Genomic DNA, 16,235 nt, shown 5'->3' on the forward strand with positions numbered 1-16,235 from the left:
CCGGGCTAGTCAGGGGTGATCAGAACGCGTCTCGGGTGGTCACACCAGCCACGACAGTCGCAGCGACGCGCATCGCGCGGAGACGGGCTGCTGCCTCCGGGCCACGGCTCGGACCGCCCAGCGGGTCTGCGTCGAGGAGCACGAGGTCGCCCGGACTGCCCACGCCCACGGTGGTCGCACCGTCGACGCTGCCGGCGAGAGCCTGCTCGACCGTCAGCGTCTCGGCGGCGTTCCACTCGTCCCGCTCGTCGGCGGTGCGGTGCACCGCGGCGGCCATGGCCTCCCACGGGTCGAGTGGGGCGACGGGCGCGTCCGAGCCCAGTGCGAGGCGGACGCCGGCGTCGAGCATCGAGCGCAGCGGGAAGCACCGGTCGGCGCGGTCCGGCCAGCACTGGAAGGTCACGTCACGGTCGTCGAGAAGGTGCGCGGGCTGGACGCTCGCGACGACCCCGAGCCGTCCCATCCGCGCCACGTCCTCCGTGGCGACGAGCTGGGCGTGCTCGATGGAGCCGCGGGCGCCGGTGCGCTCGAAGGAGTCGAGGGCCACGCCGACCGCCGCGTCGCCGATGGCGTGGACGGCGACGTCGAGCCCGTGCGCGGTCGCCTCCGCGAGCAGCTCGGCGAGCTCCTCCGGCGAGTTGTTGGGACGCCCGTGCGGGTGCTCGAGGACGTCGGTCCCGATGTAGGGGTCGTGGCAGAAGGCGGTCCGCGTGTTGAGCGACCCGTCGCTGATGATCTTGAGCGGGCCCATCGTCACGAGCCCCGCCTCGTCGAGGACGTCACCCGAGCGACGACCGTCCGCGATCGTCTCGGCCAGCCCGACGGCATACGTCGCCGTGCGCACGCGCAGGACGGCGAGCCCGGAGTCGGAGCGCTGCGCCCACTCGGTCGCGTTGTCGGCCCACTCCATCTCGCGCACCCCGACGACGCCGCGGCGCACGGCCGCGTCGAGGACCTTCGCGTATGCCGTCCGCTTGCCCTCCGCGGTCTGCGTCACCTCGTCGAGGCGCGCGAAGACAGGAAACCAGTCGTTCTCCTCGACGACGCCCTCGCGTCGTGGGAGGCCCAGCAGGCGCAGGGCGGCCGAGCTGAGCCAGCCGTGGTGCGCGTCGCCGCTGATGAGGACGACGGGCACGTCGCCCGCCACGGCGTCGAGCTCGGCGACCGTGGGCTGCCGATCCCAGCCTGCGGTGCGGTGGCCGAACCCCTGGACGACCGTGTCGCGCGCTCCCCCGGCGCGGGCGGCGATCTCGGCGGCGACGACGCGGACGGCGTCGTCCGGGCTCGTCGTCGACGAGAGGTCGAGCCGCGAGGAGTTCGCGGCCCACTGGCCGAGGTGCACGTGCTGGTCCCACAGTCCCGGGACCAGCCAGCGCCCGTCGGCGTCGAGCACCTCGTCGACGCCGTCGGTGCCGCCGGTGCGGCCGGTGCTGCCGGCTCGCAGGTTCGGGGCGATCTCGGTGACCCGGCCGCCGACGACGCGCAGGTCCAGGGTGCCGGCGGGCGCGGCGACCCCGCCGACGGGGACGAGGCGGGCCTGGCGGATCAGCAGCGAGCTCACCCGGCGATCGTAGGAGCCGTCGGCCGTTCGCGGGGCACTGCCCTCGAGGGGGTGTGGGCGGTGCCCCGCGAACGGGGTCAGGGGTTCGCGGTGAGGGCCGCGTTGACGCCGGTCTTCGTCGTCCCGCTCGCCACGGTCACCTTGGTCGCGGTCGACTCGTCGGGCTGGTTGTCCCAGCACTCGTAGGCATAACCTGTCGTCGAGGGTCCACCGGTGGCGAAGGTGCCGTCGAAGCAGACGACGTAGTCGTTCGCCGGGGGCAGGCCCGGGACCGACCAGGTCCCGTCGGCGGCGGTCGTCGCGAACTCGAAGACGAAGGTCGAGTCGGAGGAGACCGTCACCTCGACGCCGTCGAGCGCCGCGCCACCCGAGGCGGCCGTGACCTTGCCCGACATGCCTCCGGCGGACCCGAGCGTGCCGTTGATGTTCGCGGTCGTCGCGCCGCCGGTGACGGCGACCTTGGTCGCCGTGGACTCGTCCGGCTGGTTGTTCCAGCACTCGCCGAAGTAGGTCACGCCGGCAACCGTCGTCTCCGAGAAGCAGACGACGTAGTCGCTCGCGGGCGCGAGGCCCGGGACCGAGTAGGTGCCGTCGGCGGCGGTCGTCGCGAACTCGAACGTCGAGTCGTTGCTCACGCTGACGTCGACGCCGGCGAGGGCGGCCCCGCCCGTCTGCGCCGTGACCTTGCCGGAGATGGTGCCGGCCCGCTCGAGCGTGCCGTTGACGTTGGCCACGACCGCACCGGCCGTCACGACGACCTTGGTGGCCGTCGTCTCGTCCGGCTGGTTGTTCCAGCACTCACCGAAGTAGCTGAGACCTGCCACCGTCGCGCTCTCGAAGCAGACGACCCAGTCGGTCGCGGCGGCGAGCCCGGTGACCTTCCAGGTCCCGTCGGCGGCCGTCGTCGCGAAGCCGAACCCGGACCCGGTGGCCCGCTGCACGATGACGTCGACACCCCCGAGCGCCGCGCCACCGGTCGCCGCCGTGACCTTGCCCGAGATCCCTCCGGCCGCGGCCACGGACGCACCGACGCCGGTCTTCATGACCCCGGCCGTCGTCGCGACCTTGGTCGCCGTCGTCACGTCGGGCTTGTTGTTCCAGCACTGCTCGACGTGACCGGTCGTCGACGTCCCGCCGGTCGAGAAGCTCGGGTCGAAGCAGACGGTGTAGTCCGCCGCGACGGGCAGGCCCCTCACCGACCACGCACCGGTGGCGGACGTGCTCGCGAACTCGAAGATGTTGAGCGAGTCGGACTCCACCTGCACCGAGACGTCCTCGAGCGGCTTGCCCGACCCCGCCTCCGTGACGACGCCGGAGATCCCGGATGCCGGGCTCAGCGAGGCGTTGATGTTGGGGGTGGCAACGCCTGCCGTGACGGTGACGGGCGTGGCGCCGACCTTGGTGAAGGGCTTGTTGTTCCAGCACTCCGACAGGTAGCCGACGTTGTCCGCGGCGCCACCGAGAGCGGCCTGGGCTTCGAAGCAGACGACGTATGCCGTCCCCGGCGCCACACCGCTCACCTGGTAGGTGCCGTCCGCGCCGGTGAAGACCGACTGCGTGCTCGACGTGCCAGTGCTCACGGTGACCTCGACGCCGCGGAGCTTGCCCGTGCCGGCGTCCGTGACGGTGCCCTTGATCCCGCCGGCGTCCGCCAAGGCCGCGTTGACCCCGGTCCGGGTGCTCGCACCGGCGACGACGACGGCCGTCGGGGTCTGTCCGAGCGGCTTGTTCTGCCAGCACTGCTCGACGTAGCCGAGGGCGTCGTTGGTGCCGCCGTTGCCGCCGAAGGTCTGGCTGAAGCAGACCTGGTAGTTCGACGCGGGTGCGAGCACGTTGATCGTGTAGGTCCCGTCGACGTCGGTCACCGCCCGCTCGGTCGTGAAGCCGGTCGCTGTCCGGGCCGTGACGCTGACGCCGGCGAGGGGCTTGGCCGAGCTCGCCTGCGTGACCTTGCCGGACACGGCCCCGGCCGGGGCGAGCCCCGCGTTGATGTTGGCGGTGGTGCCGCCCCCGGTGACCGTCACCGGGTCGCCGGAGCCCGACGCCTTGTCGTTCCAGCACTCGTCGACGTAGCCACGGACGTCGTTCGCGCCGCCGGTGCCGTTGCGGCCCGAGAAGCAGACGCGGTAGTCCGTGCCCGGGTTGAGTCCGGCGACGCGGTAGGTGCCGTCGGACAGGGTCCGGGTGAAGCCGAAGGTGTCGGTCGTGTTGGAGCTCACGCTCACCTGGACGTCACCGAGCTTCTTGAGCGTCCCGGTGGCCTCGCTCACCGTGCCCGTGATGGCGCCACCGAGGGCGAGCACGGCGTTGATGTTGGCCGTGGTGCCGCCCGCGGCCACGGTGATCCCGTTGGCGGTCTCGAGGGTAGGCTTGTCGTTCCAGCACTCGCCCGACCAGACGTCGTCGTTCGGCGCGAAGCAGACCTTGTAGCCGGTGCCCGCGACGATGCCCTTGAGCGCGTAGGTGCCGTCCGCGGCGGTCCGGCCCGAGGTGACGTAGCCACCGTCGGCCTCGTAGAGGTCCACGCCGACGTTGGCGATGGCCGCTGCCGCCGGTGACGTCACCTTGCCGGTGATCCGGCCACCGGCGAGGAGGCCCGCGTTGATGCCGGTCTTCGTCGCGCCGGCCGTCACGGCCACCTCGGTCCCGGAGCCCTGCGGCTGGTCGTTCCAGCACTCACCCAGGTAGCCGTTGGCAGCACCACCGGTGACGTTGCCGAAGTCGTCGAAGCAGACCTCGTAGGTCCCGGTCTCGAGACCTCGGACCGTCCAGGTGCCGGTCGCCGACGTCGTGGCGAAGCCGAAGCTCGGACCCGAGATCTGGACCGAGACGCCCGCGAGGGGCAGACCGGTCGTGGTGTCGGTGACCTTGCCGGTGACCGCCCCACCGGCGGCGAGTGCCGCGTTGACGCCCGTCTTCGTCGTGCCGGCCGTCACGACCACCGGCGTCGGGACCCCGAAGCCGTGCTGGTCGTTCCAGCACTCGTCGAGCCAGCCCGTCCCCGAGGTCGCGGTGAAGTTGGCCGAGAAGGAGTCGAAGCAGACTCCGTAGGTCCCCGGCCGGAGGCCCTTGATGAGCCACGCGCCGCTCGTCGACGTCACGGCGTTGTCCTGGAAGATCGACGAGTAGCTGCTGGCCGACTCGTCCGCACTCACCGAGATGCCGGCGATCCCCGCGGGCGTGGCGGCGCTGTTGGTGACGGTCCCGCTCATGGCGGCGCCGGCCTTGAGGGCTCGGTTGATCGTCTTCGTCGCTGCTGAGGGGAGGTCGATGTGGCCCGGCGTGCCGGTCGCGGTGTTCTCCGCGTGGCAGGACGCGGCATAGCCGGTGGCGTCGGTGGCGCCGCCCGTGGCGTTCGCCCCACCGAAGCAGACGGTCCAGTCGCTCGTGGCCGGGAGCTTCGTGAACGAGTAGGCCCCGGCCACCGTCGTCGTCTCACGGCTGATGGCACGACGGGTCGAGCGGAGGACCACCCGCACGTTCGTGAGGGCCTTGGGCGTCGCGCTCGTGTCCGTGACGGTGCCCTTGATGGTGCCGGAGCCCACGGGGTCGACGATGATCGACAGGGGCTGCGCGTCGACCTTGGCCGTCGCGTCACGGACCTGGACCGTGAAGAACGAGGTCCCGGTCGACGTCGGCGTCCCGGTGATCCGGCCGGTCGACGCGCCCAGGCTGAGGCCGGTCGGGAGCGTCCCGGACGTCACCGACCAGGTGTAGGGCGTGGTTCCGCCCGTCGCCGTGATCGCCACGTCGTAGCCCGAGCCGACGGTCGCGTTGGTGAGGGTCGTCGTCGTGATCTGCGGTCCCGGCGGTGCGGGTGACACGGTGATCGTCAGTGACTTCGTCGCGGTGAGTCCGCCGGCGTCCTTGACCTGGACGGTGAAGGTCTTCGTCTCCGCGGTCGTGGGCGTGCCCGAGATGAGGCCCGTCGAAGGCGCGAGCGCCAGACCGGCGGGCAGCGTGCCCGACGCGAGGGACCACGTGTAGGGCGTCGCCCCACCGCTCGCCGCGAGGGTCTGGCTGTAGGCCGAGCCCACGGTAGCGCCCACGAGGGATGTCGTCGTCACGGTCGGACCTGGGGTCGTGGACCCCTCGCCGAACCAGCCGGCGACGTCGGCGAGCAGGTTGACGCTGCCGCCGGCGTTGAAGAGCGAGACCTTGCCGCCCGTGCCGACCTTGACGAAGACGAGGTTGGGCCGGGTCTCGCCCCGCACGAGGTTGAGGTTCGAGGCGTTGGGCCGCGGCTCGCCCGTCGGGTAGGCCGTGACGTAGGTCGATGCCGTCGGGCCGACACCCGTCACGTTGAGGACCACGGCCGACACCCCGGTGGACGGGATGCCGTGGCGGCCGGTCACCTGGATGTTGACGCTGGACCCGGCGCCCACCGCGCCGCTGCGCTGGTTGAGGCCGTCGACGGTCGTTCCCGTCGGACGGGTGTCGAGCAGGCGCGCCGGCGTGAGGGCGCTGTAGCTCGTGCCGGTCGGGATCCACCCGGCGACGTCGGCGAGCACGTCGACCTTGCCACCGGCGTTGAAGAAGGAGACCTTGCCGCCCGTGCCGAGCTTGGCCACGACGAGGTTGGGCTTGGTCTCGCCGGCGGCGAGGTTGAGGTTCGAGGCGTTGGGTCGCGCCGATCCGGTCGGCCACACCGACAGGTAGGTCCCCGCCGTCGGCCGCACGCCGGTCACGTTGAGGACGACCGCGTCGACGCCGGTCGTCGGGATGCCGTAGCGACCGGCGACCTGGAGGTCGCGCGTGCCTCCGGCGCCGATGGCCCCACCGGCCTTGGCCTGTCCGTCGACCGTCGTGCCCGAGGCGCGCGTGTCGAGGAGGCGGCCGGGTGAGAGCGAGGTGAAGCTGCCGTCCGCAGGGTAGTAGCCGGCCACGTCGGCGAGCATGTCGCTCGAGCCGGCGCTGAGGAAGAGCGAGACCGACCCCGACGCGCCCACCTTGACGACGACCGCGTTCGGCGACACGTCACCGGCGACGACGTTGATGTTCGACGCGTTCGGGCGGGTCTCCCCCGCGGGGAAGACGGTCACGTAGGCGCTCGTCGTGGCCTTGACGGCCGTGACGTTGAGGACCACGGCCGCCACACCCGTCGTGGGGACGCCACCGCGCCCGGTCACCTTGACGGTGCGGGTCGCACCCGGCCCCAGCGGGCCACCACCCCTGGACTGCCCGTCGACGGTCGTGCCGGCCCCCCGGGTGTCGAGGAGCCGGGCCGGGCTCAGCGCGACGTAGCCGCCGGTGGCCGCAGCCGCAGCGGCCTTGGCTGGAGCTGGCGGTGGGCTCGCCGCGCCTGCGGGCCCGGTCGTCGTGAACGCGACCGCCGCCGCCACCAGTACAGCTCCCGAACGCCGAGTCCAGTTCATGGCCAGGCCATCCTCTCCATCGAGCACTACCTGAAAGCGGAAGGTAGTGAGGCCTGCGAGGGCACCCGGGGCGTATCGGCAAAGTCGGCCCGATGGGAAGCGACGACCTCCCGTCGTGACTGCCACCGCACCCCCTCGGACGGGGCATGGAGGTGCCGACCGGACGGAGCATTGTGCAGCGATGCGGCGTTGGGCGTGCCCTCTGGCGAACCTCCGGCAGGCGAGATGCCCTGTGTGGCACAGCGATTCGCGTACCGCCCCCTGCCATGCCCGCCACGGGTGCGCCCGCCGCGTCCGCGGACGCAGGTCTGGCGCGGCCGCCACCCTCGGGAGGACACTGCGGTTCATGGTGAGCACCCCACCCGAGAGCATCGCGCCGCTGTGGCGTCGGGCGTGCGAGGCGGCCATCGCGTTCCGCCACGACGTACCCCACCGCGCGGCCGCACCCATGGACGACTACGCGACCTCGCTGGCCGGCTTCGAGGCCCACCTGCCCGAGACGGGCGCCGACCCGGACGATGTCCTCGGCGACCTCGTCAGGCTCGCCGACCCCGGTCTCATGACACCGACCGGCCCACGGTTCTTCGGCTGGGTCATCGGCGGTTCCCACCCTGCGGGTGTCGCGGCCGACTGGCTCACGAGCGCGTGGGGTCAGAACGCCGGCAACCACCAGGCCTCGCCGGCCGCCTCCGCCGCCGAGACGGTCGCGTCCCGCTGGCTCCTCGAGCTGCTCGACCTCCCCCGCGAGGCGTCGCTCGGGTTCGTCACCGGAGCGACGATGGCGAACTTCACCGCCCTCGCCGCCGCTCGCAGCGCCGTCCTGCACGACGTCGGGTGGGACGTCGAGCGCGACGGGCTCTTCGGCGCTCCACCCATCACGGTGCTCATCGGCGAGGAGGCCCACGCGACGGCGTATGCCGCCCTCCAGCTCCTCGGTCTCGGTCGCGAACGCGTCGTGACCCTCCCGGTCGACGACCAGGGCCGCATCGTCGTCACCTCCGCCCTCGATGCCTTCGCTGAGCTCCGCCGTCCGGCGGTCGTCGTCCTGCAGGCGGGCCAGCTCAACACCGGCGCCTTCGACGACTTCGCGACGCTCGTGCCGGCCGCCAGGGCTGCCGGGGCGTGGGTGCACGTCGACGGTGCGTTCGGGCTCTGGTCGCGCGTCTCACCGCGGACCCGGGCGCTCACCGAGGGCGTCGACGGCGCGGACTCGTGGGCGGTGGATGGCCACAAGTGGCTACAGACGCCCTACGACTGCGGCTACGTCATCGTGCGCGACGACGCCGTGCACCAGCGGGCGATGACGATCGCGGCGAGCTACCTCCCAGTCTCCGAGACCGGCGAGCGCGACCCGTCGCACTACGTGCCCGAGCTGTCGCGCCGGGCCCGGGGCTTCGCGACGTGGACGATGGTCCGCACGCTCGGGCGTGAGGGGATCGTCGCCCTCGTCGACCGGCACTGCGCGCTGGCTCGGCTCGTGGCCGACCTCCTGCGCGGGCAGCCGGGCATCGAGGTGCTCAACGACGTCGGCCTCAACCAGGTCCTCGTGCGCTTCGGCGCGGACGCCGACGAGGACGAGGGCGACCGCCTCACCCGCGAGACGATCGCCCGGGTCCGCGCCGACGGCGTCTGCTTCGTCGGCGGCGCCTCGTGGCGCGGGCGCGAGGCGATGCGCTTCTCCGTCATCGGGTTCGAGACCGACGAGGACGAGGTGCGCCGGAGCGCGGAGGCGATCATCACGGCATACCGGGTGGTGACGGAGCAGTCTTGACATGTGACCGTATGGTCACACAATGGAGGCATGGACGAGGAGCAGGTGGTCTTCCGGGCGCTCGCCGACCCGACCCGCCGCGCCCTGCTCGACGCCCTCTTCGCGCAGGACGGCCAGAGCGTCGGGCAGCTCGTCTCGCTCTTTCCCGCCGTGACGCGCTTCGCGGTGATGAAGCACCTCACCGTCCTCGAGGAGGCCGGCCTCGTGACGACCGAACGGGTCGGTCGCGAGAAGCACCACCACCTCAACCCCGTCCCCATCGCGCAGATCGCCGACCGCTGGGTTGGCAAGTATGCGCAACCGTTCACCCGCGCCCTGCTCGACGTCCGGAGCGCCGCGGAGGGCACCCACCGCCCCCAACAGGAGCAGCCATGACCGACCGCCACGTCTACGAGATCGACATCCGGGCCGACGTCGAGGAGGTGTGGCGCGCCCTCACCGACCCCGAGGCGACGCGGCAGTACTTCCACGCCACCCATTGGACCTCACCCCCCGTCGCGGGCGAGTCGTTCGAGACCCACCTGCCCGACGGCAGCGTCGCGATCGAGGGGGTCGTCGAGGAGGTGGACCCACCCCACCGGCTCGTCCACACCTGGCACCCGCTCTACGACGACGAGCTCGCCGCCGAGCCGGCCAGCCGTGTCTCGTGGGAGCTCACCGAGGTCGAGGGCGGTCGGACCCGGCTGCGCCTCGTCCACGACCGGCTCGACGGCAGCCCGCTCACAGCGGAGAACGTCCGCGACGGGTGGACCGCGATCCTCGAGTCGCTCCGCTCCCTCCTCGAGACCGGCGCTGCGCTCCCCCGGCCGACCACCGCCTGACCTCCAGGTCGCGCGCGACATGGGCTGGCCCGCCAGAGCCCCCGGCACGACCGCTTCGACCCATGGCGCCGTGGCGCCGCGGTCCCTAGTCTCGGTGGTGGGCCGACCGCGCGAGGGTCGTCCGGTCCGCCCGTGGAGCAGCGATGATCGGTGACCACACACCCGTCCCCACCCTCGGCGTCAAGGACCTGGCACGCGCCCGCGAGTTCTACGAGGGCGTGCTCGGGCTCGAGCCCGGACCCGACATGCCCGGCGGCGTCTCCTACAAGGCGGGCTCCGGAGGGCTCTTCGTCTACGAGTCCGAGTACGCCGGCACCAACCAGGCGACCGCGATGATGCTCGAGGTCCCCGACGGCGACTTCGACGACCAGATCGCCGACCTGCGCGACAAGGGTGTGTCGTTCGAGACCTTCGACCTGCCGGAGACCGAGTGGCAGGACGGCGTCGCCACGATGCGCATGGGCGACTCGTCGTTCCGCAGCGTCTGGTTCAAGGACCCCGACGGCAACATCCTCAACGTCGGCACCGGAATGGGGTGAGAACGCCGTATGCCGGCCGCCCCAGGCGGGCGGCCGGCATACGAGCAGCGTTGCGGCACAAAGCCGCTCGGCTCAGCGCGTGATCACGCTCAGAGGTTGATCATGTGTCCCGCGATGCCCTCGATGGCCTCCTTGACCGACTCGGACAGCGTGGGGTGCGCGAAGACGTTGCGCGCGACCTCGTCGGCGGTGAGGTCCCACTTCTGCGCGAGCGTGAGCACCGGCAGGAGCTCGGTGACGTCGGGGCCGATCATGTGCGCGCCGAGGATCTCGTTGTGCTTGGCGTCGGCGACGATCTTGACGAAGCCGACGGCGTCACCGAGCCCCATCGCCTTGCCGTTGGCGCTGAAGGGGAACTGCGCGGTCTTGACGTCGTAGCCCTTCTCCCGGGCCTGCTCCTCGGAGTAGCCGAAGGAGCCGATCTGCGGGTGGCAGTAGGTCGCCCGCGGGACGAAGTCGTACTCGACCGGCATCGTCTCGGCGCCGGCCATCGTCTCGGCGGCGACGACGCCCTGGGCCTCGGCGACGTGGGCGAGCATGAGCTTGCCGGTGACGTCGCCGATGGCATAGACGTTCTCGACGTTGGTGCGGCAGTAGTCGTCGATCTCGATCGCGCCACGGTCGGTGACCTTGACGCCGGTCGCCTCGAGGCCGTAGCCCTCGAGTCGCGGGGCGAAGCCGATCGCGGACATGAACTTGTCGGCCTCGATGACCTGGCCGTCGCCGCCGGCAGCCGGAGAGACCGTGACCCTGACGCCGGAGCCGGTGTCCTCGACGCCGTCGACCTTGGTCGAGAGAAGGACCTTGACGCCGAGCTTCTTGTAGTGCTTGAGCAGCTCCTTGGACACGTCGGCGTCCTCGGTCGGCACCATGCGGTCGAGGAACTCGACGATCGTCACGTCGACACCGAAGTTCTTCATGACGTAGGCGAACTCGACGCCGATGGCACCGGAGCCTGCGATGACGATCGAGCCGGGGAGCTCGTCGGTGAGGATCTGCTCCTCGTAGGTCACGACGTTCTTCGAGACCTCCATGCCGGGCAGCATCCGGGTCACGGCGCCCGCGGCGATGATGAGCTTGTCGAAGGTGATCGAGCGCGAGTCGCCGGAGTTGAGCTTGACGTCCATCGAGGTCGGGCTCGTGAGCGTGCCCCAGCCGTCGATCTCCTCGATCTTGTTCTTCTTCATGAGGAAGTGGACGCCCTTGACGATGCCGGCCGACACCTGGCGCGAGCGCTTGTGGGTCGGGCCGAAGGACATCGTCGCGTCGCCCTCGATGCCGAACTTCGCCTTGTCGTGCTGGAGCACGTGCGCGAGCTCGGCGTTCTTGATGAGCGCCTTGGACGGGATGCACCCGACGTTGAGGCAGACGCCGCCCCAGTACTTGCTCTCCACGACGGCGGCCTTGAGACCCAGCTGCGAGGCGCGGATCGCCGCGACGTAGCCACCGGGTCCGGCACCGAGAACGACAACATCGAAGTCAGCCATGGTGCAGAGCCTAGTTGTATGCCGTCCGCCCCCGTCGCGCTCCCCCGTCACCCCCCTCGTTGCGTCCGGCAGGGTGACGACGGAGCCACCACAGTTGCGGACGCAACGCCCCGTGGGTCAGCGATGGAGGGTCAGCGCGGGAGGAGGCGGAGGGCCTCGTGCACGGACCGGGCCACCGGTGCCGCGGTCTCGCTGCCGTGGCCGCCTTGGCTCACGGCGACCGAGACGGCATACCGGGGCCTGTTCGCGGGGGCGTAGGAGAGGAACCACGACGTGTCGGAGCGGTCGAAGACCTCCGCGGTGCCCGTCTTGCCGGCCACCGGCCAGTCGGCCGGCATGCCGCGGAACGCCTGCGCGGCCGTGCCGCTGTCGACGACGGCCCGCAGCCCGGACCTGACGTAGGCGCCGACGTCGGCGCGCAGCGCGGCCCGGTGCGACGCACCGGCGGGTATCGGCTCGGCCGCACCGCTCACGGGGTCGACGACCCGGACCCCGACCCGGGGCTCGCGCACCACGCCGCCGTTGGCGATCGCGGCGTAGGCCACCCCCATCTGCAGCGGGGTCGTGGCGACGTCGCCCTGGCCGATGGAGAAGTTCGCCGCGTCGCCGGCGCGGAACTGCGCGCCGCTCTCGCAGTTCTCCCTGGCGAGCGAGGTGAGGTAGGCCGCGCGGGCCGGGTCGGTCCTCGCGACGTCGGGGTAGCCGCTCTTCGCCCGCGTGCAGGTCTCGTCCTTGGTGTCCTGCCACACCTGCTGCTTCCAGGTGCGGTCGGGGATGCGCCCGGCGGTCTCCCCCGGGAGGTCGATGCCGGTGCGGGCGCCCAGGCCGAAGTCGCGCACCGTCGTGATGAACGGGTCCCCAGCGTCGCGGCCGTTGAGCCCACCGAGCGCCAGCCAGGAGCGGTAGGCGACGTCGTAGAAGACGGTGTCGCACGAGACCTCGAGCGCGCGGTGGAAGGTGATCGGGCCGAAGCCACGGGACTCGAAGTTGCGGAACGAGCGGTTGCCGATGCGATAGCTCGAGCCGCACTCGTAGCTGCGGGTGAGCGAGTTCCCCGCGGCGACGGCGGCGGGCACGCTGAGCGCCTTGAGGGTGGAGGCCGGTGCCATCGCCGACGCCGTCACCCGGGAGATCAGGGGCGTGCCCGCCCCGGCAGCGGTCAGGGCCGCATAGCTCTTCGCGGAGATCCCACCGGTCCACACGTTGGGGTCATAGGTGGGGGCACTCGCAGAGGCGACGACCTGGCCGGTCGTCACGTCGAGGACGACGGCCCCGCCCGAGTCCGCCGGCAGGCCGCGCTTGCGGGCGGCGGCCATCTCTCGCGCCAGCGCCTTCTCGGTCGCCGTCTGCACGCCCGCGTCGAGGCTCGTCACGAGGTCGCGTCCGGGCACGGGTTCGACCCGCGAGACCACCCCGGTGACGAGCCCGCGCGGGTCGACCGACACGACGGTGCGGCCGGGAGTCCCCCGCAGGACCGCGTCGTACTGCTGCTCGAGCCCGGCCCGACCGACGAGGTCGTCCGCGGTCACCGTGCCCGACGACGCCGCCACCTCCTGCTCGGTCGCTCGTCCGAGGTAGCCGAGGATATGCGCGGCGTTGACCCCGGACGGCGCCGGGTAGCGGCGCACCGGCACGGCCTCGACGGCGATGCCCGGGAAGCGGTCGGGCTGCTCGACGAGGCTGAGCGCCCGCTGCGGGTCCACGCCGCTCGCGACGGGGATGGGGACCTGTGGCGACCCGGCCCAGCACGCCGGGGCCCTGGGCGCGCCGGCCTCCCCGCACAGGTGCGTGCGCCCGACGAGCTCCTCGACCGGCCGGTTCACGACCTCGGCGACCCGTGCGAGCAGGGCCCTCGCGCGGTCGGGGCTGTCGGCGACGACCCGGCGCTCGAGGGTGACGACCGTGACGGAGGTGTTGTCGGCGAGGGCGCGACCGGACCGGTCGAGGATCCGGCCGCGCACCGCAGGCACGACGACCTCGCGCGTGTTGAGCAGCGCCGCCGCGGCGGTGTAGTCGGAGTGCTCGGTGAGCTGGACCTGCCCGAGGCGCCCGAAGAGGACGACGAAGAGGAGCCCGACGACGGCGGCGACGGCGACGAACCGGCCCTGGTGACCAGACCCGTCCCGGGGGCGCAGGCCGACGTCGGTCACGCGAACCGCCGCCTCTCCGAACGCCGTTCGACGGCGCTGACGAGCGGCACGACGACGAGACCCGCTGTCGCCGTGGCGAGCATGCGCAGTGCCGAGGAGACGACGTCGACGGGCACGCCCTGGGCGAGGGCGAGCGCGCCCCGCACCACCTCGAGGCCGCTGGCCGCGCCCGCGACGACGAGGACGACCCAGACGACCGAGACCGGCCCGGGACGGCGCAGCGCGCCGACGGCAAGGCCGCACACGGCATACAGCAGGGCCTGGGTGCCGAGGACCGCGGAACCGGGGGGCAGCAGGTCGAGGAGCCAGCCGCCGACGAGCCCGGTGAGCAGACCCGCGCGCGGGCCGGCGCGCAGGGCGGCGGACGCGACGACGACGAGGACGAGGTCGGGCAGCGGCGAGAGGTGGCGGGCGGCGAGCGTCACGCCGAGGACCGCCCCGAGGAGCAGCAGCGTGGCGCGAAGCAGGGCGCCCGTCGGCGTCACGACGCCCCGCCCGTCGCCCCGCCCGTCGCCGCCGTCCGTGGCGTCGACCGCGGCGGGCTGAGGAGGACGCCGACGACGGAGAGGGTGCCCACGTCGACGGCCGGCCGGACCGTGCCCGACGGTGCGAGGCGTCCGCGCTGCGGCTCGACGGCGGTGACCCGACCCACGAGGACGCCCGGCACGAACGGCCGCCCGCCGACGCTCCCGAGGGTGTGGACCTCGTCGCCGACGGTGAGCGTGCCGGTCTGGACCAGGGTGAGCCCGAGCTCGCCGGCCTCGCGTCCCGTCGCGGTGGTTGTCGCGCCACCGACGGTCGCGAGCGCACCTGCGCCGCCCACCCGGGCGCCGATGACGACCTCGGGCCCGCCGACGACGAAGACGTCGCTCGTCCACGGCGCCACCGACGCGACGCGACCGACGAGCCCGCCGGAGGCCACGACGGTCCGGTCGACGTCGACCCCGTCACGGCTGCCGACGTCGATCGTGACGCGGACGACGCCCTGGGGTCCCGGGGCGCCGACGCCGACGACCCGGGCCGGCACGACCCGCGCCCCGGCGGTCGCGGGCGACGACAGCAGCGCCGCCAGCTCCGCCGACTCGCGCCCGGCCACCTCGGCCTGGCGCAGCGCGCTCTGCAGCTCCTCGTTGTCGCGCCGCAGCTCGTCCTCGCCGGCCCGACCGGCCGGCGCGAGGACCCTCTCGAGCGGCCCGAGGACGGTCGCGGCACCACTGCGCAGCAGCCCGGTCCCGGGACCACCCACGAGGTCGACGACGAGCAGCGCGCAGGTCATGGCGACGGCGAGCGCGACGAGGCGACGCCGGCGCCGGTCCGCCGCGTCGCCCCTCACAACCGGCGGTTGTCGACGAGGACGCGGTGCAGGGTGTCGAACTCCTCGACGCAGCGACCCGCTCCGCGCGCCACGGCCCGCAGGGGGTCCTCGGCCACGACGACGGGGACACCGAGCTCGTGGCGCATCCGCTCGGCGAGCCCCCGCAGCAGCGCCCCACCGCCGGTGAGGGTGATGCCGCGGTCGAGCACGTCGCCGGCCAGCTCGGGCGGGCAGACGTCGAGGACGGCCCGGGCGAGCTCGACCATCTGGAGCACGGGGCCCTCGATGGCGCGGCGCACCTCGCCCGAGGAGATCGACACGGTCTTGGGCAGCCCGGTGACGAGGTCGCGCCCGCGGACCCGCTCGCTCAGCTCCTCGCGGAGCGGGAACGCGGAGCCGACGGCGATCTTGATCTGCTCGGCGCTGCGCTCGCCGAGCAGCAGCGAGTACTCCGACTTCACGTGGGCGATGATCGCCTCGTCGACCTCGTCGCCGCCGGTGCGGATCGACCGGCTCGTGACGATGCCGCCGAGGCTGATGACGGCGACGTTGGTCGTGCCTCCCCCGAGGTCGACGACCATCGACGCGTTCGTCTCCTCGATCGGCAGCCCGGCGCCGATCGCGGCGGCCATCGGCTCCTCGATGACGTGGACCCGGCGGGCCCCGGAGCGCAGCGTCGAGTCCTCGAGGGCGCGCCGCTCGACGCTCGTGATGTCGCTCGGCACGCAGACGACCATCCGCGGCCGGAAGATCCTCGACGGCGAGACCTGGTCGACGAAGTAGCGCAGCATGCGCTCGGTGACGTCGGCGTCGGAGATGACGCCGTCGCGCAGCGGGCGGACCGCGGTCACCGAGTCGGGTGTGCGGCCGAGCATCTCCTTGGCGCGGTGGCCGGCGGCGAGCAGCTCGGAGGTCCCGGCGCGCACGGCGACGACGGAGGGCTCGTCGAGGACGACCCCGCGGCCGCGCTCGTGGATGACGGTGTTGGCGGTCCCCAGGTCGATGGCGAGGTCGCGCCCGCCCGTCCACCGGTCCCATCCAGCCACGCTCGCGATGCTACGCGCGCACCCGTGCCCCTCCCGGGCCTGACACGCGCGTCCGGCCGCCTTGCGTCCGGCGAGATGACGCCCTGGCCACCACAGTTGCGGACGCAAGCGCACGGGGCGTGTCCGGCATATCCACTGCGTCCGGCGAGATGACGCCCTGGCCACCACAG

11 protein-coding genes are annotated in these 16,235 nt (G+C 72.7%); 4 read left to right on the top strand and 7 right to left on the bottom strand.

Annotated elements, in window-relative coordinates; translation table 11 throughout:
* Positions 1–19 precede the first annotated feature (19 nt).
* Both ACOJV7_RS01085 and ACOJV7_RS01090 read right to left on the bottom strand, forming a co-directional pair.
* The gene (locus ACOJV7_RS01085) at positions 20–1,561 is read right to left on the bottom strand and encodes an amidohydrolase (RefSeq protein ID WP_420188313.1); all 1,542 of its coding nucleotides are present in this window, start codon (positions 1,559–1,561) and stop codon (positions 20–22) included.
* Between the two features lie 77 nt (positions 1,562–1,638).
* Entirely contained in the window at positions 1,639–6,936 is a 5,298-nt protein-coding gene (locus ACOJV7_RS01090; protein WP_420188315.1) for a beta strand repeat-containing protein, read from the bottom strand.
* A gap of 346 nt (positions 6,937–7,282) precedes the next feature.
* Here ACOJV7_RS01090 and ACOJV7_RS01095 point away from each other — a divergent pair, with 346 nt between their 5' ends.
* From ACOJV7_RS01095 to ACOJV7_RS01110, 4 genes are all read left to right on the top strand, one after another.
* Positions 7,283–8,707: a pyridoxal phosphate-dependent decarboxylase family protein gene (locus ACOJV7_RS01095; protein ID WP_420188316.1), complete on the top strand. Its 1,425-nt coding sequence runs from the start codon at positions 7,283–7,285 to the stop codon at positions 8,705–8,707.
* Between the two features lie 30 nt (positions 8,708–8,737).
* Entirely contained in the window at positions 8,738–9,082 is a 345-nt protein-coding gene (locus ACOJV7_RS01100; protein WP_420188318.1) for an ArsR/SmtB family transcription factor, read from the top strand.
* Positions 9,079–9,528: an SRPBCC family protein gene (locus ACOJV7_RS01105; RefSeq protein ID WP_420188319.1), complete on the top strand. Its 450-nt coding sequence runs from the start codon at positions 9,079–9,081 to the stop codon at positions 9,526–9,528. The genes ACOJV7_RS01100 and ACOJV7_RS01105 overlap by 4 nt, the downstream gene beginning before the upstream one ends.
* 143 nt (positions 9,529–9,671) lie before the next feature.
* Complete coding sequence (locus ACOJV7_RS01110) at positions 9,672–10,067, top strand: VOC family protein (RefSeq protein WP_420188320.1); 396 nt, start codon at positions 9,672–9,674, stop codon at positions 10,065–10,067.
* A gap of 89 nt (positions 10,068–10,156) precedes the next feature.
* Here ACOJV7_RS01110 and lpdA read toward each other — a convergent pair whose 3' ends face one another.
* The 5 genes from lpdA to mreB form a co-directional block, all read right to left on the bottom strand.
* Positions 10,157–11,554 (bottom strand): dihydrolipoyl dehydrogenase, encoded by a 1,398-nt coding sequence (gene lpdA, locus ACOJV7_RS01115; RefSeq protein ID WP_420188321.1) that lies wholly within the window; start codon positions 11,552–11,554, stop codon positions 10,157–10,159.
* Positions 11,555–11,685: 131 nt separating this feature from the next.
* The gene (gene mrdA / locus ACOJV7_RS01120) at positions 11,686–13,704 is read right to left on the bottom strand and encodes a penicillin-binding protein 2 (RefSeq protein WP_420188322.1); all 2,019 of its coding nucleotides are present in this window, start codon (positions 13,702–13,704) and stop codon (positions 11,686–11,688) included.
* Positions 13,701–14,189 carry a rod shape-determining protein MreD gene (gene mreD, locus ACOJV7_RS01125; RefSeq protein ID WP_420188323.1) on the bottom strand — a complete coding sequence of 163 codons (489 nt, stop codon included), beginning with the start codon at positions 14,187–14,189 and terminating at the stop codon, positions 13,701–13,703. The genes mrdA and mreD overlap by 4 nt, the downstream gene beginning before the upstream one ends.
* Entirely contained in the window at positions 14,186–15,037 is an 852-nt protein-coding gene (mreC, locus tag ACOJV7_RS01130; protein WP_420188324.1) for a rod shape-determining protein MreC, read from the bottom strand. The genes mreD and mreC overlap by 4 nt, the downstream gene beginning before the upstream one ends.
* Positions 15,034–16,065, bottom strand: a complete 1,032-nt coding sequence (mreB, locus tag ACOJV7_RS01135) for a rod shape-determining protein (RefSeq protein ID WP_420188325.1) — start codon at positions 16,063–16,065, stop codon at positions 15,034–15,036. The genes mreC and mreB overlap by 4 nt, the downstream gene beginning before the upstream one ends.
* Positions 16,066–16,235 lie beyond the last annotated feature (170 nt).

It is taken from the genome of Knoellia tibetensis (assembly GCF_048606415.1).
GTDB lineage: Bacteria > Actinomycetota > Actinomycetes > Actinomycetales > Dermatophilaceae > Knoellia > Knoellia tibetensis.

Bases quoted from the DNA above. Each gene is read 5' to 3' on its own strand.
- ACOJV7_RS01090 (WP_420188315.1), bottom strand. From the start codon at position 6,936: ATGAACTGGACTCGGCGTTCGGGAGCTGTACTGGTGGCGGCGGCGGTC.
- ACOJV7_RS01095 (WP_420188316.1), top strand. From the start codon at position 7,283: ATGGTGAGCACCCCACCCGAGAGCATCGCGCCGCTGTGGCGTCGGGCG.
- ACOJV7_RS01100 (WP_420188318.1), top strand. From the start codon at position 8,738: ATGGACGAGGAGCAGGTGGTCTTCCGGGCGCTCGCCGACCCGACCCGC.
- lpdA (WP_420188321.1), bottom strand. From the start codon at position 11,554: ATGGCTGACTTCGATGTTGTCGTTCTCGGTGCCGGACCCGGTGGCTAC.
- ACOJV7_RS01110 (WP_420188320.1), top strand. From the start codon at position 9,672: ATGATCGGTGACCACACACCCGTCCCCACCCTCGGCGTCAAGGACCTG.
- ACOJV7_RS01105 (WP_420188319.1), top strand. From the start codon at position 9,079: ATGACCGACCGCCACGTCTACGAGATCGACATCCGGGCCGACGTCGAG.